12 protein-coding genes are annotated in these 24,668 nt (G+C 52.8%); 1 reads left to right on the forward strand and 11 read right to left on the reverse strand.

The features are described from left to right. Nucleotides 1-8: 8 nt before the first annotated feature. The 11 genes from ACYVHB_RS31275 to ACYVHB_RS31325 all read right to left on the reverse strand — a co-directional run bounded on the left by ACYVHB_RS31275 (nucleotide 9) and on the right by ACYVHB_RS31325 (nucleotide 19,753). The gene (locus tag ACYVHB_RS31275) at nucleotides 9-1,541 is read right to left on the reverse strand and encodes a glycoside hydrolase family 88 protein (protein ID WP_461055975.1); all 1,533 of its coding nucleotides are present in this window, start codon (nucleotides 1,539-1,541) and stop codon (nucleotides 9-11) included. Between the two features lie 1,106 nt (nucleotides 1,542-2,647). Further along, nucleotides 2,648-3,505, reverse strand: a complete 858-nt coding sequence (locus ACYVHB_RS31280; protein WP_461055976.1) for a phosphoenolpyruvate hydrolase family protein — start codon at nucleotides 3,503-3,505, stop codon at nucleotides 2,648-2,650. Nucleotides 3,506-3,527: 22 nt separating this feature from the next. Beyond that, nucleotides 3,528-4,760 (reverse strand): Tm-1-like ATP-binding domain-containing protein, encoded by a 1,233-nt coding sequence (locus tag ACYVHB_RS31285; protein ID WP_461055977.1) that lies wholly within the window; start codon nucleotides 4,758-4,760, stop codon nucleotides 3,528-3,530. A gap of 12 nt (nucleotides 4,761-4,772) precedes the next feature. Further along, the gene (locus ACYVHB_RS31290) at nucleotides 4,773-5,627 is read right to left on the reverse strand and encodes a sugar phosphate isomerase/epimerase family protein (protein ID WP_461055978.1); all 855 of its coding nucleotides are present in this window, start codon (nucleotides 5,625-5,627) and stop codon (nucleotides 4,773-4,775) included. Between the two features lie 180 nt (nucleotides 5,628-5,807). Further along, complete coding sequence (locus ACYVHB_RS31295; protein WP_461055979.1) at nucleotides 5,808-6,920, reverse strand: Gfo/Idh/MocA family protein; 1,113 nt, start codon at nucleotides 6,918-6,920, stop codon at nucleotides 5,808-5,810. A 132-nt stretch (nucleotides 6,921-7,052) separates the two neighbouring features. Beyond that, on the reverse strand, nucleotides 7,053-7,826 hold the full coding sequence (locus ACYVHB_RS31300) for a ThuA domain-containing protein (RefSeq protein WP_461055980.1): 774 nt from the start codon (nucleotides 7,824-7,826) through the stop codon (nucleotides 7,053-7,055). Nucleotides 7,827-7,887: 61 nt separating this feature from the next. Beyond that, nucleotides 7,888-11,466, reverse strand: coding sequence for a PVC-type heme-binding CxxCH protein (locus ACYVHB_RS31305; protein WP_461055981.1), 3,579 nt, complete (start codon nucleotides 11,464-11,466; stop codon nucleotides 7,888-7,890). Between the two features lie 111 nt (nucleotides 11,467-11,577). Continuing rightward, the gene (locus ACYVHB_RS31310) at nucleotides 11,578-13,656 is read right to left on the reverse strand and encodes a CehA/McbA family metallohydrolase domain-containing protein (RefSeq protein ID WP_461055982.1); all 2,079 of its coding nucleotides are present in this window, start codon (nucleotides 13,654-13,656) and stop codon (nucleotides 11,578-11,580) included. 260 nt (nucleotides 13,657-13,916) lie between these two features. Further along, on the reverse strand, nucleotides 13,917-14,648 hold the full coding sequence (locus ACYVHB_RS31315; RefSeq protein ID WP_461055983.1) for a DUF3823 domain-containing protein: 732 nt from the start codon (nucleotides 14,646-14,648) through the stop codon (nucleotides 13,917-13,919). Nucleotides 14,649-14,682: 34 nt separating this feature from the next. Next, on the reverse strand, nucleotides 14,683-16,548 hold the full coding sequence (locus ACYVHB_RS31320; RefSeq protein ID WP_461055984.1) for a RagB/SusD family nutrient uptake outer membrane protein: 1,866 nt from the start codon (nucleotides 16,546-16,548) through the stop codon (nucleotides 14,683-14,685). Nucleotides 16,549-16,561: 13 nt separating this feature from the next. Then, on the reverse strand, nucleotides 16,562-19,753 hold the full coding sequence (locus tag ACYVHB_RS31325; RefSeq protein ID WP_461055985.1) for a SusC/RagA family TonB-linked outer membrane protein: 3,192 nt from the start codon (nucleotides 19,751-19,753) through the stop codon (nucleotides 16,562-16,564). A gap of 250 nt (nucleotides 19,754-20,003) precedes the next feature. Here ACYVHB_RS31325 and ACYVHB_RS31330 point away from each other — a divergent pair, with 250 nt between their 5' ends. Continuing rightward, entirely contained in the window at nucleotides 20,004-24,020 is a 4,017-nt protein-coding gene (locus ACYVHB_RS31330; RefSeq protein ID WP_461055986.1) for a hybrid sensor histidine kinase/response regulator transcription factor, read from the forward strand. Nucleotides 24,021-24,668: the final 648 nt, after the last annotated feature.

Here is a 24,668-nt window from a genome sequence, read left to right on the forward strand (position 1 = left end):
TTTTCTAATTAAGCTTTTAAGGCCATGGCTAATTGAAGCACCAAGCCCATGCCAAACTGCGTGATCACGCGGAACCCATTTTCCTGTAAGACTTCACCCCCCCGGTTGATTTGGGTGATGCCGGTTACGAACCCGTCCGGGGTAATAAATTTCAGTAGGTTCTTTTGGGTTTGTTTCAGGGCTGGCACTAAATTTCTATCTAAGTAACCATACTTGACCCCCCAGGCTATTGCCGCAGTGATGCCTGCCGTTGCCGATACATCGATACCCGTTTCCTTGCGATCAAGGTAAGCGTAGTAAAAGCCCTCCTGGTCCTGCCAGTTGGTTACCAATGCGACTGACCTTCGAAGAGCAGCTTCTATATCCGCCGTCTCATCCCGTTTCACTAACCCAGTCTGATGGAGCAGCCGTATTGTTTTTACGGTTCCGAGTAAGTACCAAACGACCCCCCGCCCCCAATTGCGAAATCCTCTTTTCCCGTCAAGTGTTGCGCGTTGATAAATAGCAACTCCATCAGTTAAATAGTGCATACGCCGACGAATTTGCGTCAGGGCTTTTTCGGCCAGATCACGGTTGTTTCGATCAACGGCGATGGCAGCAAGTGGATACGCTACGGTATAACAGCCTTCGGTTGTCGCTTCATTACCGCCCGAAATCAATCCATCCTGAAGTTCTCTTGACTCTAAATAACTAATAGCTAACTCTATTGCCTTATGTTGCGGCCAAATGGCAACAATAGCCGCAAAGGGGAGAAAATCTTCGATACTATTGAACGTACCCTGAAGCGGTTCATTACGAGGATTCTCAAAATTGATTCCTGAGTCATCGTTTAGATAAGCGGAAAGTTGCTTTTTCAACGTCGCTAATGCGGGTTTGTTTCCTGTACGGGACATTTCCAGAAGCGCATCGTTTACACAGCCACCAATCCAGCCAAAAGGGGCTATCGAATTTTCGGACAGAATATTTTTTTCAAGGGCCTCAAAAGCATTTTTTGTTGTGCCAACCAATAGATGGGGCTGTAGACCTGTGGTATCTGTTTTATCCGGATCAGGTAAGAAAAACCAGGCATTTTTCGTGCCTTTTTCCATTTGAAGGGAGATGCCTTCTTTGTTGATAGCAGAAATGAATTTTTTATCAATGGGGAGTTGAAAAGGTTGAAACGAATGAGCATACCGAATATCGAACGTACCAACCAAAACGTCACTATCTGCCAGGCGAACGGCAATAATGTACTGTTCGTCAAAATATAAAGCTGCCGTTAGTCGAAGCCATACCGACTGGTTATTGCTCTTTATCTCAGGAAAATAAAGGTTAACTTTTGCCCCATCGGCTACGGCCGACACTGGAAAAGCTTTCCAACCCTTTCTGACTACTTTATTGGGTAGCATTGCCAGTTCGGGATACGCTGCCCTTGTCGCCACCCTCCGTTGTGGGCCACCATCTGGAGGTATATTTCTATGAAAACCGGCAAAAACACTCGGATACACCAGTACTGACCCTGCCGATAGTGAAATAGTTTTGAGAATTACGCGTCTCTTCATGTGATCTGTATTAGGAAACAGGGAATTGCCGAATTCGTGTAATCAAATCTTTACGATTAAACAGCCACCTGCCAAGCAGGTGGCTTTGGTAAGGAGATGTGGGCACGTACCGTAATTACCCAATTGGATGGTTAGCCGCTGCCATCGATTGACAGCCCAACGAGCCAGCCTGGTTAAAGTTATCAAACCATTATAGACACTACTGACTAATTTGCACAGGTTTCATTGCTGAACGCCGAGCAGTAAGCCTGTGCCGCTTCATTAAATGCTTTAAAAGCTGATCTAAATCGGTCGACCAACCAATTCTTGACTGAGCAAGGCTGAGACCTCAAGCGGCTTTTTGAACGGGGGAACCTCAGTAGTAGGCATCAGCCAGACGAGGGCCGTTGAGATCCTCATAACCACCGCAGTCGACATTCTTTGGAGCCTGCCTTAGCCTGAAATAGGTTGCCGCGTCCTAAGAAGCGTTGAGCGTTTTTTAAACTACTCAGTTTCAATGATCAACATGGGCGACTGATAACCTCAGATAATTATTAGGACCGAAATCACTACTTTTTTCAGTAAAGATCACTCAGCTTTCTCCCCTGTATAACATCCTGGAAGAAAGCAGCGCGGTAGCTATCGCCTAGGGTCAGTTCACGTCCTGCCACCACCAGAAGGTCATTCTCCACACGCTCGATATGGGCTACGTTGATAATGCAGGACGTTATACAGGGGAGAAAGCTGGGTGATTCTCAATAAAAAACAAGTGGTTATCGGCCTACGGTACTGCTCAATTCTCTTCAGGCCAAAAACAGCCGGATAACCTCTCGTCAAGCTTCTGGTGGATGTTGCGTAGCATTTTCCTTATGTGACACCTATATTTATTTCCGTACACGCTTACCTCTTACGCCAACCGGTTGATTTCGACCAATAAAGGGGTAGCTAACAACATTTTTTAGGCTCGCAATCTACTCTCGATGAATAATTTGCGTTAAGATTGGTCGTCAATGAAAACTGTTCAGGAACCCCCCCGATATTTTTGGAACAGGACACTTGGGCAAGAGGAATGATAACTTGTTTTATATTCCTGATTTGTAACTGTATGGTCCTTGGTCTCTGAATTTTCAGAGAGATAGTGATTTGAATTTGCGGGTTAATTCGGTCAATGATTCTTCGATGCCCATGCGTTCCAGCGACGACGCCCCTACGAAACCCTGCACGTTGGTTCGTTCCAGCACGACACGAACATCCTCCGGCGTATTAATGGGACCACCGTGCGCCAGAAAGAAAATGGCTGGATTTACGGCCTTGCCCGTATCAATGATTAGTTGCGTTCGCTCGACCGCTTCGTCCATCGAACAGGAAGCTGCGGTGACGCCAACGGAACCGCCTACCGTGGTGCCCACGTGGGCAATGATCGCGTCTGCCCCGGCCCCGGCCATTTGCCGGGCCTCCTCGGGCGTGGCGACGTACACGATGGAGAACAAGTCCATTTTACTGGCTAATCGTACCATCTCGACTTCTTTGTCAAAACCCATTCCCGTCTCTTCCAGCACCCGCCGGAAATGCCCATCGACGATGCAATGCGTGGGGAAATTGTTAATACCCGAGAAGCCCATTTCTTTTACTTTCAGCAGATGATGCCACATGCGTCGGCGCGGGTCAGAGCCGTGTACCCCGCAAATCACCGGAATTTCCTCCACAACGGGCAATACCTCAAATTCACCAATTTCCATCGCTTCGGCGTTTGCGTCGCCATACGCCATCAGACCGGCCGTGGAGCCATGCCCGGCCATTCGGAACCGGCCGGAGTTATAAATAATAATTAGATCGGCCCCACCTTTCTCGATGAATTTTGCGCTGATACCGGTTCCCGCCCCAGCGGCAATGATGGCTTTTTTTTGGTTTAGGGTTGCCCGTAACCGATCCCCGACTTCCTGTCGTGTGTAAGGATTTCCCTTCCCTGTCCATTGATTTGCCATACTATACAGTGTTGGTTGACATTTATGCCCGCGCTGAGTTTACGTTTTGAAGTAAGGTCAATAGCATCGTTACCAGCAACTCCGAAAACGACCAGTCGTTGATGTGAGCCGCCGACTCAATCAGCGTTATGTTGTCCGGCAAATTGGTTTTAATCGCGTCAAAAAGCACGTCGTCAATTTGGGGCCGATAAAAGACACCCCCTTCGGCGTCGATCTGAGAAATGCCTTTCAGGGGCAGCACCACAGTCACGGCCGCCTTGGATTGAGCCAGTTTTTGGGCCAGAAGGCTACCGAGTAATCTATTTTCGGCTGCATCGGTTCGCATAAGCGTGACGTCCGGTGCCCAACCGCATAAGTCCCGGTTCCTGTACTGAGCCGGCACTGTATCCCGGTGGCCAAAGTTAACCATGTCTAAGCAGCCCGGTGCCACTACCTGCGGAATACCCATCCGACCCGCAGTTAGTAGCCGGTCGGGACCGGCGCTGCAGATGCCGCCACATAATTCATCGGCCAGTTCAGTCGTAGTTATGTCCAGAACAGCATCAAAATAACCCTCCCGAATAAGGCTTTCCATCGTCCGGCCCCCAATGCCATTCGCGTGAAAAGCCATGACTTCATACCCTTGTTGCTCCAGGAGTTCAGTACACTGCTCAACGCAGGCCGTCGTATTGCCAAACATGCTGACCGCGATCCGGCCCGCTGACTGTCGGTCCGGCGTCCACCCGACATGGGCCATGGCGCAGAGGGCAACTGTAGCCTGCTCAATCAAGTGGGCAAGGATGCTGTTGAAACCGGCTACGTCCACAACCGACGGCATCAGCAGAATGTCTTTGGCTCCAACCTGACGAGACAAATCTTTGGCGGCCAGCGTTGAGAGACAGAGCTTTGGTGTGCCGAACGGAATCGCCTGCATGGCTGACAGCGCGATGAACGTGCCGCCCCCACCGCCCATGCCGATTGCTCCCTTTGTGCGTCCTGAGCGGACTAAGTCCCCCACAATGGTTGCCGCCCCCTCGCCCATGACCCGCATAGCCTGTCCCCGATCACGACTCGTCCGAAGTTCAGTTAGTGAACACCCGGCTGCTTCAGCTACCGCAGCGGCTCCGTAATCGATGGGGAAATCGACGATCGTGTCCATCACGCCCGTGTTAATCGTAATGACCGATTCCCCTCTGGTCAGGATACAAGTTCTCAGGAAGGAAAAAGCAGCGCCTTTCGTGTCAAAACAGCCAATAATAACAATGGATTTATTCATTGAAGGTGGTCACTAACTACTGAACAGCGTTTTGTAAAAATCCAGGCCTTCACGGGCCAACTCGTCGGGACTATTGGCCAGCGGACGCCAGATGGACGCGGCCTTAGCCATCTCTTCGGACGGGGCACCGAAGGTTTCAATCACCACGGCTCCGTCGTAGCCAATTTCGGCCAGGGCGGCTTTGATACCCGGCCAATCAACGTTGCCGGTGCCGGGCGTTCCCCGGTCGCTTTCATTGCCCTGCACGTGGCACAGCAATTCCCGGCCAATGGCGCGAATTGCAGCCGGAATGCTTTTCTCCTCGATGTTATTATGGAAGGTGTCCAGTGAAATTTTGATGGCCGGATGACCAATCTCACGCACCAGCGACAGTGCCTGTTCTGCCGTATTGATCATATCGGTTTCGAAGCGGTTCAGCGGTTCCACACCCACAACGACGCCACACGCATGCGCAATTTTACCCACTTCACGCAGGTTCTCAATGCACCAGTCCCGCTCCTGACGCTTCCGCCCAGCCGATACAATCCGGGTTTTGCCCACCGCCGAATACACCGGCCCCGTAAAGATTGGACTACCCATCGCTTCGGCAATGTGAAGACAGTCCACGATGTAGTCGAAGCCGTTTTTACGGATGGCGGCATCGTCGCTGGAGATGTCCCGGTTTGGCCCGAACGCCCCGCTGATGGTAACCTTTAGACCCGTTTCGTGGGCTACTTTTTTCAGCCGCGTCCAGTCAATCAACTCTTTGTCTTCAACGGCCACCTCAATGATGTCGTAGCCCATATCGGCTACTTTATGAAGCAGGTCAAAGTTGGCCGTGGAGAACGGCGACACCCACACAAACGTACTAACCCCGAACTGAATCATGGTTGAAAATTAGCGAACCTGTTTAGGCTTCTTTGGAGCTGTTTAGAATTTCACCTCTACCGGCCAATTCGGTTATGAAACCAGCCGGTTATTCGTATCCTGGACGGCCAAAATAAAAAACAAATTGAAGTCTGGTGAAAGCATGTGCCCTCACCAGAACAAGGATCACTAACCTATGATTTAAAGCACTGGAATGGTGACCCGCTTGCCGCCGTTCATGGCCGACTCGTGGGCGCAGATGCCCGCCATCGTATAATTAGCGGCTAATTCGGCATCAACGGCTGAATCACGACCTTCCACAATAGCCGCTACGAACTCCTGCACTAAGTGCGGATGCGAGCCGCCGTGCCCGGCTCCCTGTAGAAAAGAAACGTGGTTGGGATCGTCGATTTTTTCGCGTTTGGTAAAGTGTTTGATTGGCTCAATCAGCATCTCGTCGGTGTCGGGTACGTTAATGCGCCGGGCGTTCTCGCCCCCGTCGAAAATAATGTGCTCCTCGTCCTGCAACTGCTCCCACTCGAACGACATTTTGGTGCCGTACACGTCATAGCTTTCCTGGTACTGCCGCACCACGTCGAACAGCGACCGCGTGGCTTCGGCGATAACATCGGAATCTTTAAGGGTAAAGGTGGCGGTCTCGACGGCAAACGGCGAGTTATACCGGCTCGCCAGATCGTCGCTCAACCGGCCGGAGCCGTGGCAAACCACCGTTTCGGCTTTGGTATTGTTAATGCGTAGCAGGGGCGAAATGGCGTGGGTACCGTTGAGCATCGGCGGGTAGCCTTTCCAGTAGTCGCCCCAGCCATCCATGCTCATATCCTGAATGTGCGATCCCCGGACGAACTGAATCCGCCCTAATTGCCCGCTCTCGGCCAATTGCAACCCGTACAGAAACTCACGGGTGTACAGGGCCGTTTCCATCATCATGTACACCTTGCCCGACCGCCGTTTGGCCTCGACAATGGCTTTGCAGTCGTCCACCGTCATAGCCATTGGAATAGTGCAGGCGGTGTGTTTGTTAGCATTGAGCGACGCTATGGTCATTTTGGCGTGTTCCGGCACGGGCGTCACCACGTGAATGGCATCGACGTCGGCCCGGCCCGGTACATCGTCAAAATTCTCAAAACACAGGTCAGGGTCTAAATTGAACTTAGCCATTAGCTCGTCCCGCGTTTTCTGGCTGCGGGTGCAGATGCCCACGGCTTTGATGTTAGGGTGACGCTGATAGATGGGGATAAATTCTTTGCCGAAGCCCATGCCAACGATGACAACGGTAATTTTCTGGTCACTCATAACAGGGTAAGATTGGATTGAGACAGTTAGATAATTTTGCAAACTATAAACACCCCCAACCCCCTGAAGGGGGCCTCTCACCCGGCAGGTTTTAGCCCCCTTCAGGGGGTTGGGGGTGTGGTGTTACAGCAGTTACTTACGGGCAACCCATTTTACGGAATTACGCAGCAGGGCCTGATAGTTGGGGATGTTGTGCGACTCGGCGTCGTGGCCCAGCGCTAACCCCACGATGCGGGCTTTGGGGTGCTTAACGACGAACACGGACGGGAAAACCGTCTCGGCCCCAGCCACACTCGAACTGGCCAGCACCGTTACGCCCGGCCCGGTGGAGTCGGGTTTGTAATAGTAGCGTTCGTCTTTCAGCGTAAATTTAGGCGCCACGCCTTTCGTGACCGGGTGCCGCGGCTCCGTAACCGACACGTCGAACGAGCCGTACTTGTCGTGGCCCCGCGACCCACCACTAACGATGGTCCTGTTGTATTCCGGCCAATCTTTCCAGTTGTACCACAGGGCCGCGTGCGCAATCAGCAGGCCCTTTCCGGCATCAGCGTGGGCCATAATTGCCTGACGCACCGCCGGATTGGTGATGGCCCGATTGTTACTCAGATACAATACGTCGGTTTGGGGTAGGTAAACGGAAATTGAATCCGGGTCGCCCACGTAATTTACCGTCGCGAAGCCGTCGCGGCTCAGCGTCTGCCCATCCACGTTTTTGTACCACATGCCGAAATTGTGCGACGTGCCGCCACCCACCATTAGTACCCGGATGGGTTTGTCGGCTTTTGCGGTGCTGGCCGAACTTGTTTTGCACTGGGTGAACCAGACGGCGAAGCCCAAAAGCAGGCCAGTCAGCAGCAGAGCGCGGGTAAATGCCCGAATGGTGAATAGAAAAGGAATTTGAATCATAGTGATCAGGTAAAAGGGTAATTATAGTAATTGTGGGATGCGGTATCCCCGCTTAGCTCGGTTATCGACTGACGGACACATTCGATTTCTCGACCCGCATGATGCCCTGCATGATGCGCCAGTGGCCGGGAAAGGTACAGATAAACGGGTAATCGCCGGGTTTGGTAGGGGCCGTAAACTCCAGCGTGTAGGCTTCGCCGGGATTGACCAGCTTCGTAGCCGCCAGCACCTCCGGCATCTGCGGCACATAGCCTTTCTCGACCGATTTGGGGTCCTGCGCCATCACATCGGCGGCTTTCCCCACCTTGTCGACCGTGCCCATTTTACAGATCACTAAGTTATGCTGCATGATATCGGGGTTTTCCAGCGTCAGCACCACGGACTGCCCGGCGCGTACCGTTATCATCTTCGTATCGTATTTCATCTGCTCCTCCACCACCTTGATGGTCAACACCGCAGCATCCTTAGCCAATGGTTTTCCCATTAACGCCTGACTGTCTGCGGTGGGTTTTCGGACTTCGAGTGTAGCGTTCTGGACATTGCCCGCAAAATCGAAGCTGTTGGTGTAGGCCCCGGCATACCCACCAATCGAATTGTCGCCAATAATATCCTGTTGCACCCGAACCACACCGGTCAGGGGTTTAGCAAAGAGCGATGGAGCTTTGCCGACAGCGGCCTGTTTCCCATCAATGAGCAAGGTCATCGTGCCGTTGGTCGTCAGGCGACTCTCGAACTCGAATTTCTCGGGCAGCGGTTCGGTCGTTGTGGCGGTGTATACCTTACCGTTTTGCTTCACGGCCATCGTCAGGCGATTATCCTTAACATACAACCCGTAACCGCCATCCTGACCACCCTGTCCCACAATGAAGCCTTCCAGATCACGGTTGCCTTTGGCCACGCTGCCCTTTACAATGATTTCTTTGTCCGTCACGTCGGGCGGCAGGGTGATGATAGCCCGCCGTTGCAGCGCGTATACTTCCTTATCGAGGCCCGCCAGCAGCCGACGGCTCAAGCTTTTTTCATCCACCGAAGCGGCTTCGGGATTTTTGGCGGCTTCGGCCAGAAAACCCGTCCGGTGGGTGGCCGCAGCGGCAAACAGGGCACGCGTCATCCACTCGTCCGCGCCATTGTCGGGTTGCAGCGACGCCCGGTAGAGCGCAGCGCCAACGGTTTCGGAGGGCGGCATCAGCACCGTGGCCAGCACAGCCGCCAGCCGGACGTTGAGACTGGGATCGTTCAGCAAACCAACTTTCTGCATCTGCTCCAGCTGACCGGTGGTCGGCAGCGTTTCGATGGCCGCTTTACGAACCCCGGCCGCCGGATGCGTCAGGGCCGCGCTCACCACCCGCAGGGCTTCGGCGTTGCTCCCGGTCAGGGCACCCAGTCCGTGCAAGGTCCAGATGGCGTGAACCGCCGGACTGTTCAACCCAATTTCGTCCACGTCTGTTTTGGCAATTAGCTTGTACAATTCGGGCAGAGAGGCCCCATTTTTCGATTCAACCAGCAACCGCTGGGCGGTCATCCGCCAGAACATGTTGTCGCTCTGCAACGCGGCCAATAGTCCGGCGGGGTCGTCCCGCTTCAGGGTCATGGGCTGGTAAGGCTTCGCTTTTTTGTAGACAACCCGGTACACCCGGCCAAAATTAATGTCGCGCAGGGGGCTGTCGAAGGCATTCCCCTGACCCTTGGGTTGTTCGCTAAAGGGAAGTACCGTCCGGGCTGGGGCCTGCCGCTCCACAAACACGTTGTGCTGAATGATGAAGTTGTACCAGTCAGCGACCCACAGGGCACCGTCCGGCCCGACTTCGGCGTGGACGGGACCCACCCACTCGTCGGAGCTGGCCAACTGATTCCAGCCATCTTTCTCGGTGAAGCCCGCGCCCTTGGGTTCGATGATGGCGTTATGAACGACCCGCATAGACGGTTCGCACACGAAAGCCACCCGGTTCCAGTAGTTTTTGGGGAAGCTGCGGGCGGTGTAAAAGTGGTGCCCGGCGGCAGCGGTGAAGCCCCCAACCACGTCCACCTGCCGCAAGTTGGGCGTCATCGAGTGGGCGTCGTAATGGCCGTCTATTTTCTGCACGGCCTGCACCGTCGAGCCGGGCAGATTCCGCTGCATGAACCGGGCGGGCATCGAATAAAACGCGCTGTGGGTGTTGTTGGCCGTGGAAATGAATACGTTGTTGTCTTCCGTCAGGCCCAGGCCCCAGGTGTTGTTGCTGGTGTTAGCCAGGAAATCAACGCCCGTTCCGTCGGGGTTCAGGTTGTAGACGCCCGTGCGGAAACTCATAGTTTTGCCGTCTTTGGTCGTGCCACTAAAACCCGAGCCGACCACACCCCAGATTTTGTTATTGAACCCATATTGCAGGTTCGAGGGGCCAAAGTGAGTGTCGTTTTTGTCCCAGCCGGTCATGATATTTTCCCGCACGTCGGCTTTGTCGTCGCCGTTGGTATCTTTCAGGAAGACCAAGTGTGGAGCCATCGCGACGACCACGCCCCCGTTGCCAAAAACCATGCTGGTCGGGATGTTCAGCTTGTCGGCGAAGATCGTGAACTTGTCGGCTTTACCGTCGCCATTGGTGTCCTCGCAGATCTTGATGCGGTCGTTAGCGGCCCCGTCCGTTTCCAGAAACGTATTCGGGTAATCGACGGATTCCACGATCCACAACCGGCCCCGCTCGTCCCAAGCCATTGCAATGGGGTTGGTGATGTCAGGTTCGGCGGCAAAGAGCTGCACGTCGAAATCGACCGGCACCTGCATCAGTTTTTTGGAGTCTTCGGGTTTCAGAGCCTCCTGCATTTTTGGTACGAAATGGCGCTTGGTGTAATCAGTGATGTTTATGTTGGACGACGCGTAAATATCGACGTCGGGCGCGGTCAGTTTGGCAATCTGCTGCTGAACGCCCGAACCGATGGCCCACAGTACGCCGTTGTTGACTAATTTCTGAAAACCGGGATTCGTCCAGGTGCTGTCGTTATGACCGTAGGCCGTGTAAAAAACCCGTCCCTTACCCTGATTTCGAACCCAGGTGTACGGCTCCACTCGGCTGCCTTCCGCGCGGGTCGTTAGCACCGTCATGTCATGGTTGAGGTTCTGATGCACGTAGGTTTCGTCCCACGAGGTCGTAAATTCGTCTAATCCCTGCGTGACGGGGTGCTTTTTGTCGACAATCGCCGTGGTGAACGAACCGGTGCCGTGCGACTTGAACTGCCCACCGATGGCGTTGATGTACCAGGCCGAGTTTTTGAAGCAGCCCGACGCGGAATGCAGGGGAATCAGTCCCTTCCCGCCCTCGACAAACCCCCGCATGGCCTGCTCCTGCGCGGGCGACAAGCTATCGTGATTCGCGTAGATAACTAAGCCATCGTAGTTGGCTAAGTTGTCGGCGTTCAGGTCGTTGAGATCGGTGGTATATGTCAGGTTGACGCCCTGTTTGAACAACGAAATGGCCAGCCAGGGCGCGAATTTTCCCGAATCGTGGTGCTTGCCGGTGTTGCCCAGAAACAGTACCTCACCCCGACGGGCGGTTGACTGTTCTGACCGGTTCTGATCGGTTCCTCGCTGGATCGTACGGCTCGCGCGGGTGCAACTTTGGTGCAGCCCAACGGCCAGTACCAAGAAAAGAATACATGCTCTCATAAGTGGGTTGAGCGGTTAAGATATTGGGTAAATTAAATTTATCGGCTGTTTACCTCACCCCCCGGCCCCCTCTCCTTGAAAAAAGGAGAGGGGGCCGGGGGGTGAGGTAGATCACATCTCCAGCCAGACCTGCTGCGTGAAAGCTCCATTGACGGCGGCATCCCACACCTCGACCCGCACCCAAGTTCGGTTTTTCAGATTGGTTGCAAACTGGTACTGCTTCTTTCCAAAAGGCAATGTGTTAGTAAGGTCGATGCGCTCCCGAAATACCTGTTTGCCATCGCCCGAAATGATCTCGGCAAAGTTGAGCGGAAACGTCCAGTCAACATCGAGAGTCACCGTTGCCTTGCCATCGGCGGGCAGCGACAGGGTTTCGCCCGCGCCCTTTCCGTTGACGGTAAATGTTGGCAGCAGCACTTCCCCAGTCGAGACGAAGAATTTACCCCGCTGCATGGCGTCCAGAACGGGTTGCCAACCCGCACTGTACTCGGGTAGTTTGTCCATCTGAAGGTAGTTGACGTTGAGGTGGGCGTAGGTTTCGTTTTCCGGCTCCATCGTAAAAATATCGGCTTCGGCGATGGTGTGTTTCTTGTGCCCCCAGTTGGCCATGTCGTCCATCAGGTCCAGTACGCGTCGGCTCAACCGGGGTTCCGATAAGTCAGCGGGTATGTTTTTCCAGGCCGCGCCGAAGAAATGGTCTGATTTGAAAAAGGCTTCTTCTTTATACTTATCGGGAAAACCGGTTGAGCCTTTGGTGCGGGCGTGGGCCGTCCACGCTAAGCCATTTTCGGCTTCAAGCAGTTTCAGCATGTCGTTCTTATCGGCAATTCGATAGACGGTACCATATTGCGGGTCCTGCGTCACGAACGGCATATCGGGCTTGCGCGACATAATCCAGTACACGTCTTTCGGGAAAAACTCCAGCCAGTGACCCCCAAAAAAGTTATTCGGTTCCTCACCGGGCAGGAGCAGGAAATTCTCGTCAGACAATCGTTTACACTGCTCGAATAACGTTTTCAACTCCAGCAGCCGCAGGCTGTCGGGACCTTTGGGATGGCCAGGGCCGTGAAACTCAGCTAAGTGGACAATATCGACGCCGTGATCTTTGAAGACTTTGACAAAATTAGGATTCTCCGGTACAGGCTTACCCGCCAGCACTACTTTCGTTGTAAATTCATTATGGAAATGGCTGGACATGGTCTTGTAACCCGCCACCGGCTTATACGAGTCGCCGTGGGTAAACTTCTTGACCTCGGCCAGCGCATCAGTCGGTGAGCCGGTACTGAGCAAACAGAAAAAGTTGAGCCGCTGCTGCGTCTTCGGCGGAGCATTCACCCACGGCACCCAGCGGTTGTCACCCATCAAATCCTGCCGGATGCCAATGCCGAAGTCAGGCACCAAACTCCGGTAGCCCGTACCATACCACGTGAAATCGAGGTTATAAGCTTCGTCCAGCGGGTAAAAATACTGATGAGGAGCCGGAAACAGAGCCAGGCTACCGGCTGCATTGCTGCCGATGATAGTCCGGTATTTCACGGCCTGGGCTTTGTTGGGCTGGCTCAGGTCCGCCGGAATCTGCTGCATTTTGTTGTCCGTGTCCGACCACGACAAGGTTTCCCAGCCCGGCTTTTTGCCCACCAGACCCGCGTCGTAGAGAATAGCGGTCGAGTCGATTTCGGTGCTTACCACGGCGGCTACGTTAAAGAGCGGACTGCCTTGGTACACCGTAATCTCGACGGCACCCCGGAACGAAGCGGCCTGCACGTCGCCGATTCTCAGTACGGTTCGAGTACCCATCGTGCTGACGCTGGCCTGACGCTTGGTCAGCTCAACGGCGTAGGCTTTGGAAGGTCGTTTGTTGGTTTTATCGAAAAAGATGTTCCAGCCGTTCTGCGAAATCAAATCCCGCTTGCCCACCGTCAGGACAAACGCCGGGTTCACGTCGGTCGCAATCTCGGCGAAACGTCCCCCTTTCGAAAGTTGAATGTGGCTGAACAGGGGCTTGCCGGTTTCTAAGTTGACGACCAAACGACCCGTCTCCTTACCCGTCGTCGGCCAGCTAAGCACCACATCGTTGCCCCGCTGCACGACGGTCGTGCGGCTGTTCTTGGGGTATTTCGACAAATCAACGCGGATTTGGGCGTAGGTAGTTGAGCCGATTAACCAAAACAGAAGAAAGAGTTTATTCATAACGAGGTGTAAGAAAGCAAAGAGACGACTTTACCAGTCCAATCCGTTTGACGTTTCGTCGCGTAGCCGCACCGGCGGACCGGACAGGATGTTTGTAGAAAGGCTTGCTAAGATTCTTCTTAGGTCGCGTAGCGATCAAACCAACGCTTCGTTTAATCGCTACGCGACCAGCGGTCTGACGACGGTAGACATCAATCTACAAACATCCTGTCCGGTCCGCCGGTGCGGCTACGCGACTATTTGCTAACGCAAACAAAATATCACAAATCAACCTTCTGAACGGGTGTGTACAGCATATCTTCCACACCCGTAATCTTCAGGCCGATGCGCACAAATACGTAGCCCTGAGACGGTACCAGGGCGGGAATATCGGCGGTGGTCAGGCTGACGGTATTGAGGTCCGTGATGGCCGAACCCGCCAAATCTGCCTTGTTGATACTGTTACCCGCATCCACGAATTGCGACCGGTTCACGTACAGCGAGACGCGCTCCACCGTTTTACCGTTGATAGCGTCGGTAATTACTTTTTCAAGTTTTACGCTGCCCGACACCTTGCGACCGGCGACCGTGAACTGCGGGCTGCGGACCATGTAATAGGGCGTTACCTCGATGTCCATTGTCTTACTGCCCCGAATGGCCACGTCTACGCTGTCGGGCGCATTGGTCGCCGTTCGCTTCCAAAGGAACGGCCCCTGACCGTTAGGTACGATCAGTTTGTAATCACCATCGAAGAGCAGCGACGAGAACGAGCCGTCCTGCTTGATGGGCACCCGAATCGAACTCCGGTTATTGTACGCTTTTTGCCACAGTTCCAGAAAAACCGGGAAGTCGGAGTTGTTGCCTACGGCCACGTTTGCGCTCTGAATCAGCAGGGGTTCGCCCTGGTACACAAGCCGCCCGTCGAAGGTTGATTTTGGCGGTTCAAAATTATCAAATTCGCAGCCTGCTAACCCAACGGTTAGCAGCAACGCCGGTAAAATGAGAAATCGCATGGGTATAATCGGTTAGGAATGATAGATCGGGTCGTTATTGATTTGGATTTCTGGTAATCAACGGGTTGTTGTTGATAATGGCGTCGCTGATCCGGGAGTAGTAATTTCCCAGCCGGAAAATATGACTCTGCGTGACCCGGCTCGACAGCACCTTGCGGAACACCCACTTACCGTCGTTAGCCCCACCCGGATTGTAGACTTTGTAAGGCCACAGGCTGTAGACCCGCGTACTGGGTTCGGTCGCCTTGCCGGGTTGCGTGGTCAGATCGGAGTTGCTGCCCTCCCAGACAACGTGCGCCAAGCGCCACCGCTTCATGTCCCAGAGCTGGTGATTCTCGAAGGCCAATTCTACTTTCCGTTCGTGCACGATCCGGTCGAAGGTGATGTTAGCCGCTGTCAGGGGTACGGTTAGCCCGGCCCGACTCCGCACCAGATTCATGTAGGTGGCCGCGACGCCGGGTTGCCCCAGTTCAAAGGCGGCTTCGGCAGCGTTGAGCAACACTTCAGCGTAACGGTGGCGCACGTGCCAGACTTCGCTTTGCGTCCCAATCTGACCCGACCCCGGCACCGGATCGTTGTATTTGCGCATGTAAAAGCCGCTCTGCGCCGACCCGTCATACCCTTCAATTGGCCCCGATAAACCAACCGCCTGCACCGAAACGCCGTTGACGGTCTTGAGTTGCCCTAACTGATCGCCCGACAAAATGCTGCCGTTGCCCAGCAGCAGCCCCGCCCAAATATCAATTGGGCGGTCTTTAAACGTGGCACCCGGCACCAGCACCGTCCCCCGCAGCCGGGCATCGCGACCCGCAAACAGATCTTCGGGTTTGTCGTAATAGACGTAGTTTGTGGCGGCCCCCGTGTTGATGGCTAACGGCGCAAACGTGTTATCTAACTTCTCGAATGACTGCACGAGATTCAGCGACGGGTTCAACCGGCCACCCCGCTCGCCCTCTTCCGTGATGGCGCGGGGCTGATTGTCTAAGGCAAACCCGTGTATTTTAGCGCTCCGTAGTTTGTAATCCTCGACAAATATGACCTCCGGGTTGTTGCCTTTGTCCAAAAAGATATTGGCGAAGTTGGTCGACAGGTCGGCGCTTTTCTGGTACAGCGAATACTGCCCGGAGCTAATCAACTCCTGAGCGGCCGCCAACGCCGTTTGGTAGTACCCGGCCGCTTTATCGGCGGGAATGCCGACTTCACCATTCGGCAGGGATACCGTTGGCGTAGTAGCCCCGTACTTGGCAATGGAACCAGCGTAGAGCGCGGCCCGAGCTTTGGTCGCTAACGCCAGACCGTAGGTTGCCCGTGATTTTTCGCCAGGTGTTTTAGGTAGGATTGTTTTGATGGCCTCCAGTTCACTGATAACGAAGTCATATACCTCGGATTCTTTCGCGCGGGGCTTACGCAGGTAGCTGGCGTCGCCACTATAATCATATTCGAGCGATTCAATAAGGAGCGGCACCCCACCCATCCGCTTCACCAATTCGAAGTAAGCATTAGCCCGCAGATACCGACCCTCGGCCGCAAACCGTTCCTTATCGGCAGGCGTCAGGCCCGTGGCCGCGTTGACGCGCTCAATGAACAAGTTGATCTCCCGGATGTAGCCATAGTCCCAGTAGTTCCAGTCGTCGTAGCTGTACTCCCGATTCTGGTGACGGCCGTAATCGCCGGAGGCAAACGCTTCATCGAAACTGGCATAGATGCCGAAGTTGCCCGGTTCGACCAGGTCGGGAATCCGGTTGTAGAGGTCAGTGGCAACCGATAGCGTCAGGCGGGGATCGCTGTAGACTTCGTTCAGCAGCAGAATATTCGTCGATTTTACGTCTAAGAACTGCTCATCGCTACAGCCTACCGTGAGGAAAAAGACTGCTATGAATAATAAACTGGGTTTTTTCATGGCGGGGTTAGGATTAGAAGCTTACGTTGAGTCCAAAATTAAGCAACTTCGTTTGCGGGTACTGTAACCCATTCTCGTCAATTACCTCCGGGTCAATACCGTAGGGCCGGGCGTTGTCGATGGAAAACAGATTATACGTATTGACAAACACCCGTAGCTTCTGAATCTTGACCCTCGTTGTCAGGGTAGCGGGTAGGGTGTACCCCAACTCCATCGTCCGGTTACGGAGGTATTTGACGTTGAGCATCCACCAGGTTGAGTTCCGATTTAAATTACTGTGTCCTCCGTCATTATAGCGAAGGGGAATTTCACTGCCCGCTATCCACGGACTATCGGCGTTGAGCGGGTCGGCCCGGCGCCAGCGGTCATCGAACAGGAAACGCGGTACGTTACCCGTGTTCTGAAACGCGTTGCGCTGCTCAAACTGCCGGTTGATGGACATTCCTGACCCCGCCGAAAAGTCGGCCGCGAAATCGAAGCCTTTATACGACATTGTCATGTTAAACCCGCCCGATAAGATCGGTGTGTTACCTGTTGTAACGCCGGGAGCTATCCCGTAACCAATGGGCCGTTCGTCGCGGTTATTGATGATGCCATCGCCATTGGCATCCCGGTAAATCAGGTCGCCGGGCAGCATGGTACGGTTACCTTGTCCGTCGTTATTGACCGTGTAGGCGTTGATTTCATCCTGCGACTTAAACTGACCAATGGCCTCGTAGCCCCAGAAGATATTACTCCATCGGTTTTCGCGCGAGTCGCGGTATTCCAGCAACGAGTTGCCGTACAGTGGGTTGTAAGGACGAATGAACCGGTTCCGGGCGTAAGAAATGTTGGCGCCAACGGTAAATCGGATGCCCCGGACGCTGCCATTGTACACTAATGAACCCTCGCCACCAACTACGGCGTCCCGCTCTAAGTTTTCCCGGGGTAAATTATAGCCTAATTCACTCGGCACAAACACATCGCTCTTCACCACAGGAAGGCCATCCCGATTGCGACGGAAGTAATCAAGCGTACCCGTGATTTTGTTGTTCAGCAGCGCAAAGTCCAACCCAATATCGGTCACCTTGGCGGTCAACCAGGACAGCCGGTCAAACGCGATGCCCCGGTCGCGGGCGGCTGTCGTTGCCGTTCCCCCGATGATGCCCGTGCCCGTATTGTAAGAATAGCCCGGCGTGTAGGCAAATGGGTCGAGATCGACGATTCTGTTGAGTCCTACGTCAAACCACTGCACGTTGTCATCGCCCAACTGCCCGTAGGAAGCCCGCAGTTTGAGGTCGCTCAACACCCGACCGTCACCCGTGAACGACTTGAAGAAAGGTTCTTCCGAGATGCGCCAGGCGGCTGAAACGGATGGGAATGTCCCCCACCGTTTGCTGGGCGAGAATTTCCAGGAAGCGTCCCGGCGGGCGGCTACTTCCACGAAATACTTATCGGCGTATCCGTAGTTCACCCGGCCTACGTAGCCCACCCGCGCCTGGGTAAAATCCTGATCGTCATACGCGACAAAATCGGCAAATTGCTGGATGGGCAGGGAATTGGTTTTTGGCACCGACCGGGCCTCAACTCTCCGTTCCCGTTTCCTAAGCTGCTCCCGCAGGGCGAGGGCGGTGATGGTATGTTTGCCAAACGCGTTTGAGTAAGCAAGCTGAATTTGCCCAACGGTTTCGTCGATTTTGTTGTTGACGCGTTGCCGGTAGGGATTCTGACTGCCGCCCGTCCGGTTATATGTCTGCGTCGTGGGGTTGTAGGTGTACGTATCGTAGGTATACTCGAACACCTCGCGCTGCTCATCCCGGAGCATGTACGAGTACAGGCCCTTCAGCACCAACCCTTTGAGGGGCGTTTGGTATTCGCCGGTAACTTGGGGCGTGATGGAACTGTACACTTCTTCGAGAAAACCCGACCGCTGGTAGTTCAGATACCCCCAGTTGGAGGCTGGGTTACTAATCGTATTGATATACTGTGGGTTGTCGTTAGCGTAGGGCCGCTCACCGGGGCGGTTGCGCAGAATGGCAAACTTAGGCGCGAAGTAATCATCCCCACCCGGCACACCCGGATTCTTGCGGGTTTCCTGCCGCCCGGCAATCGTCAGTCCCACCTTGAGCTTGTCCGAGATCCGCGCGTCGATGTTCGATTGAATGTTGGAGCGATTGAACAAAAACTCCCGACCCATCACCGAGTTCTGATCCAGCCGGGTGGCCGAGATGTAGTAATTGATCCGCTCCGAACCGCCACTGGCACTCAGGTTGATGTTCGACTGGGGAGAATTATTCTTGACGATGAAATCGTACCAGTCGAAATTTTGGTAACCGTACTCGGTTCCGGCTTTGTATTTGTCCAGCTCGGCCTGCGTGTAGGCCGTTGTGCCATTGCGGTTGATTTCCGCTTCGGCCTTGCCCAGGTTCCATTCGTAGGCGTTGATAACTTTAGGGAACCGGGTCCAGTTTTGGAATCCGTAGTACGCGTCCAGATTAATGGTGCTTTTCTGACCAACAGTTCCGCGCTTGGTGGTCACGATGATGACTCCGTTAGCCGCCCGGGACCCGTAGATGGACGCCGACGCATCTTTCAGCACGGTAATTGTCTCGACGTCGTTGGGCGATATATTATCGAACTGCGATTTGTCTTTGGGCACCCCATCAATAATGAACAGCGGGTTACCGCCCATGTTGCGGATCTGAATGTTGGCAGCCGCCCCCGGTCGTCCATCGGGTTGGCGGAATTGCACCCCCGGAATTTTACCCGCCAGCGTACCCGATACCGTAGCCGAGTGAACCCGCCCCACGTCGCGGGACGTCACCGCCGAGATAGCCCCCGTTAGGGATTCTTTCTTTTGGGTACCATAACCGACAACGATCACTTCCTGCAAGCCTTTAGCATCCGGCTCGATGGTTGCATCAATCACCGACTGATTGCCGATGGCAATTTCTTTGGACAGATAGCCGATAAACGAGATAACCACCGTACCGTTCGGCTGCGCATCAGGAATAGACAGGGTATAATTGCCGTCGGCGTTGGTTGAGGTGCCATTTGTAGTTCCCTTAAGAAGGATCGTAGCACCCGGAAGAGGCTCTCCCTTTTCGCTGCTGATTTTTCCCGTTACCGTTCGCTGTTGCGCGAACGCAACCGATCCGGCTATTAGTAGCAGCAGGATCCAGACAAAGCGAAAAGGTAGAGTTTGGTAGACATTTCTCCTGTTCATAGACGTGATTGGGGTTTGCAAGGAAGTAACATAATTAACTCATTTTCGCAACGATACTGGTACAATTCAAAGGATTGGTTTTGCAATTTTAAGAATATAGTGCCATGCAAATCATCACTTTTGTGCAGACAAATAGTATAGATGTACAATTTTGGGCCTTTGTAATGGTGTGTTGAATCTTTGTGCGGAATGAAACACACGGAGCCTGATGCAGGAGTAATTAGAAACTACCGAATACTGAGTTAAACCGATGAAACTTATTCTGCTGATTGTCACCTTTATACTTTTCACCCAAAACCAGTGCCTTGCCCAGCCATTCCATTTCAATGCACTTACCTCCGAAGAAGGCCTGTCGCACAACAGTGTTTTCAGCATTACGCAGGACCACAAAGGGTTTATCTGGTTCGGGACGCGGGCGGGGCTTGGCCGCTACGATAGCCAGCGAATAAAAAATTATCCGCTGAATGCCTTCAACCCCAGTGCCGAAGCGGCCAGGGTTAACTGCGTTTATACCGTAGGGCATGAGCTGTGGGTAGGCACTACTACCGGATTGTTTCGTTACCTCTTCGACAAGGATGAGTTTGTGCCCGTGTATTTGTCAAAAAAGCCGGTCAACGTACTGGTCATTCAACGGGTGTCAACGGGCGAGTTGTGGATTGGCGGCCATGATGGACTATATATTTTGTCGGAGCACGGGGCCATACATCATATTTTGCCGGGGCAGCTTACGCACGGTATTCATGAATTTCGTAAAGGCTCTTTTCTGATTCTGCGGAATAATACGCCTTGCGTCATAAATGCGGCTGGTGAAACCATTGTTACGCTCCCAACGGTTGGCGGTAATCCTGAAAAATCACACGTCCACCGCAATCACAAGCTTTTTAAGAATCGGCGCGGAGCTATTTGGATGAGTACAGAAACCGATTTGCTCCAGTTGGATGAAGGATTGATGGTCTTCAAATCGTTGGAGTGGTTTGGGCGATTAGTGAAAGACCAGGTACGAATTGTACGTACCGTTGCGGAAGACCAGGCCGGAAACGTATGGATCGGCGGTGAGTCGGGCGTAATTATGGTTGACAGTCAACGCCAGAGTGCCCGTTCCTACGACAAATCGTTTACAGCCTCGCCCTACGGCCTGACCGACCGGGCCGTTTATTCGAGCTACGTCAGCCGGGATGGAATGGTTTGGCTGGGTACTTATTTTGGGGGTGTTAATTACACCAAACCCATTGGTGTTTCCTTTGAGCATCTTTTTCCGGCCGCTGACGGGCAAACCATTGCGGGTAAGGCCATCAGCGAAATTACCATTGATGGGCGGGAACGGCTTTGGGTAGGCACCGAAGATGGGGGCATCAGTGTTCAGGACCGGGTTACGGGTCGGTATACGTACCATAACCGGTCGAATGGCCTGAGTGATAATAATGTACACGCCATCTCGATTGATAAGTCGGGAGCGGCCTGGGTGGGTACGTTTCTGGGGGGACTAAACCGAATTGATCCGGTAACGGGAAAGAAGCGGGTGTTTCTGCACAATCCGGACGATCCGACAACGCTGGCAAGCAATTACGTAAATACCCTCTACCGCGACCGTACCGGTCAGCTTTGGGTGGGCACAACCCGGGGCCTAAACATTCTTGATGAGAAAACGGGCACTTTCAGGCTCTTCAAACCCCAGGCGCTTGGAGACCCTTTTATCATTGACATACTGGGTGATACGTCGGGGCAGATCTGGATTGCTACGTCTCGTTCGGGCGTGTACCGGTACGATCCTGAACGCGATAAACTGACCCATTACGATGCCAGTAATACGCCCGTTTTGCGGAGCAACCAGGTCACGAGTATATACGAAGATTCTGGCCATAACATGTGGTTTGGCAGCTTGAACGGCGGTGTATATCAGTGGAATTACCGGCAAAAAAAGTTTATCCGGCACCCGATGCAGGCACAATTAGCGAATCAAACTGTCTACGAAACGCTGGAAGATAATTACGGAACTTATTGGTTCTCAACTAATAGCGGTCTGTTTTCATTTAATTCAAAGCAGAATATGCATCGGGTGTTCAATGAAAGCAACGGGCTTCAGGCTACCCAGTTTAATTTCCGATCTGCCTTAAAAGATCGGCGGGGCTACCTGTATTTTGGGAGTGTAGACGGGCTTTGTTATTTCAATCCCGATCACATTGCGAAACGGGTTTTTGACCCGCCCGTTTATTTTACTGACCTTAAACTGTTCAATAAAGAAGTCAAAGCTAATGGCGAACTTATGCTGACAAAGCGCCTTGACGAAACAAAAGAACTACGTTTCGATTACGCCCAAAATGTCATTACGTTCGATTTCGTAGCCATTAATTATTTCTCGAAACAGACTAATTACTACACGTATTACCTCGAAGGGTTTGAAGAAACTTGGGGGCCTAAAACCACCGTAAACTCGCAGACCTATACGAATTTATCACCCGGAAGTTATACGTTTCACGTTCGGTCGTTTCAATCAAACGGCGATTTGTCGCCGATTGAACGGACCCTTCACTTTGTTGTGAACCCGCCTTTTTGGCGAACGACCTGGGCCTATCTGCTCTACGCGCTATTTGGTATTGGGTTGCTGGTGCTGTATCGGCGAGTCATTACGTATTTGAATAACCAGAAGGTAGCCGTTCAGATGGAGCGGGTTGAACGGCAAAAAAGCGAGGGGTTAAATCAGCAGAAGCTAAATTTTTTCACGTTTCTCTCCAATGAATTCAAGACGCCTATCACCCTGATTATGGCTGAAATTGACGAGCTGATTCGGTCTCACCAAACCGGGCGGGCCGATTCATCCACCAATTACGGCGTTATCAAGAAAAATGCAAAGCGATTACAGTCGTTAATTGACCAAATCACCGAACTCCGCAAAACCGGCAGTGAACCGCAGAAGGTGCACCTGACTGATGCGGACATCATCGCGTTCGTGAAGGAAACCGTGCAGGGTTTCGATCCGCTGCTCCAGTCCCGACACGTCCACAGGCGGCTCAATTTGTCGCCCCCTTATTTGATGGCGTCGTTCGACGCGGGAAAAGTAGAAATGATTATTGGCAACATTTTGTTTTTTCTTACCAACGAAGTAGCCGAAGGCGATGAACTGATCCTCGACGTACGGGCGGAGAACACGTTGGAGCCCTCCAATTGCCAGTTCACGACCACCTTCTCTCTCAACGGACAACCCGATCTGTTCGAGCGCATCGAAACCAGTTACCACCTTGCGCAAGACAGCGAAGAGCTTTTTTTGCAAACAAACTCATCCATCGGCCTGCTGTTGACATTTAGTTTAGTGAAGCTATTGTCGGGAACTGTATCGTTCTCCGATGTAGATAACTACTACAGGTTTTCCATTGAGCTCCCCATTCGGAAAAGTCCAGTTAATAAAATGGCCGCTGGGCTGAAAAAAAACGACCTGCTACCGACGCAAATTGTGGACATACCCGACGAAATATCGGCCGAAAGCGGGTTAGTCAACGAGTCATTCGACGAGCGGTTTGCGAATGATAGATCAGCCATTCTGATCATTGACCGGAGCAAAGATCTGGCTCAGTTTCTAAAACGCCACTATGGAGAAACGTACCGGGTCAGTCTGGCCAACACATTCGCTGAAAGTTTGAAAAAGGCGGAAACCACGCTGCCTGACCTAATCCTGTGCGACAGCGACCTGCGCGACCGAGAAAACAGAAACTTGTGCGCAATGCTAAAAAATAATCCACTTACCCAGACTATACCCGTTCTTTTACTGTTGACGGACGAAGACGACAACTCCATCATCGACGGCCTTAATAGCGGTGCCGATGGCTATATCAGCAAGCCATTCAACTTGAGAGAGTTGGACCTGATGATTGGTAATCAACTAAAATCGGTGGCGGTACTGAAAGACAAACTAGTGGGTGGGTTGGCCGACTCATTCCTGACGACACTGCCGCGACGCAACAAAGAGCAAGAGTTTATCATGCGGTTTTCGATACTCGTGAACCAGCAGTATAAAGACAAAGATACCACCGCCGATCTACTGGCTCAACGCATGAACTGTAGCCGATCGCAACTCCACACTAAACTCAAAACGCTCACCGGCCTTAGCACCAAAGAATACCTGAACAATCACCGGCTCACACTGGCCCGCCAACTGCTTGAGCGGGGAATGAGCGTGGCCGAAGCCGCATTTGAAGTCGGCTTTAACGACCCAAACTACTTTGGGCGGGCCTTCAAGAAGAAATACGGTACAACCCCCAGCAAGGCAAGCTAAAATCAGATCATCACCGGGGCTAACGCCTGTTCTCCGCCTGCGCTAACCGGTTCAACTCGGAAATGGCTAAAGTTGGGTAGTAATATAGTCGTAGGGAAACAAGTGTTTGTGGAAGTAAAGTCGATTAGAACAAGAAATGGATCGATAACTCCTTCTCAGGCTTCTAGTATAGGTTGCGTCGCATTTTCTTAGCGTAACTTACATGTTTATGTCTGTACAGGCTCCCCCTTCTACTCAATCGACCGTTTTTGGCCTGTAAATGGGTGGCTAATGCTATTTATTGAATTCGTAACTCTCTGCCAATGAATAGGTTGGATTAACATCAGCTACTGCTAAAATCGTTCAGGAAATCCTCTGATTGATTGTACTCCTGCGTTTGCATCATAAGTCGAAAAGTCCAGCACCAAAGGATGAGTTGCTTTGGTTTGGAAGGCATTCAATTCTATGTTGATTTCAAAAAATGTACTTACTTCTATTCCAGCTTCTTATATCATGATCTGTTTTTGCACCGATTGTTGAGCCTAAAGCTGTAACCTCAGCAAACGTAAACGTGGACTTGCTACATTTGACTGGAGACGGATTTTAGGCACATTTGGGAACAAACCCAAAAGTACCCATGAAGAAAAGACGTGTATTTGACCAGACATT

It is taken from the genome of Spirosoma arcticum (assembly GCF_054779955.1).

Excerpts from the sequence above, each read along its gene's own strand:
- ACYVHB_RS31295 (WP_461055979.1), bottom strand. The coding sequence starts at position 6,920 with ATGAGTGACCAGAAAATTACCGTTGTCATCGTTGGCATGGGCTTCGGC.
- ACYVHB_RS31330 (WP_461055986.1), top strand. The coding sequence starts at position 20,004 with ATGAAACTTATTCTGCTGATTGTCACCTTTATACTTTTCACCCAAAAC.
- ACYVHB_RS31285 (WP_461055977.1), bottom strand. The coding sequence starts at position 4,760 with ATGAATAAATCCATTGTTATTATTGGCTGTTTTGACACGAAAGGCGCT.
- ACYVHB_RS31305 (WP_461055981.1), bottom strand. The coding sequence starts at position 11,466 with ATGAGAGCATGTATTCTTTTCTTGGTACTGGCCGTTGGGCTGCACCAA.
- ACYVHB_RS31280 (WP_461055976.1), bottom strand. The coding sequence starts at position 3,505 with ATGGCAAATCAATGGACAGGGAAGGGAAATCCTTACACACGACAGGAA.
- ACYVHB_RS31275 (WP_461055975.1), bottom strand. The coding sequence starts at position 1,541 with ATGAAGAGACGCGTAATTCTCAAAACTATTTCACTATCGGCAGGGTCA.
- ACYVHB_RS31320 (WP_461055984.1), bottom strand. The coding sequence starts at position 16,548 with ATGAAAAAACCCAGTTTATTATTCATAGCAGTCTTTTTCCTCACGGTA.
- ACYVHB_RS31310 (WP_461055982.1), bottom strand. The coding sequence starts at position 13,656 with ATGAATAAACTCTTTCTTCTGTTTTGGTTAATCGGCTCAACTACCTAC.
- ACYVHB_RS31290 (WP_461055978.1), bottom strand. The coding sequence starts at position 5,627 with ATGATTCAGTTCGGGGTTAGTACGTTTGTGTGGGTGTCGCCGTTCTCC.
- ACYVHB_RS31300 (WP_461055980.1), bottom strand. The coding sequence starts at position 7,826 with ATGATTCAAATTCCTTTTCTATTCACCATTCGGGCATTTACCCGCGCT.
- ACYVHB_RS31325 (WP_461055985.1), bottom strand. The coding sequence starts at position 19,753 with ATGAACAGGAGAAATGTCTACCAAACTCTACCTTTTCGCTTTGTCTGG.
- ACYVHB_RS31315 (WP_461055983.1), bottom strand. The coding sequence starts at position 14,648 with ATGCGATTTCTCATTTTACCGGCGTTGCTGCTAACCGTTGGGTTAGCA.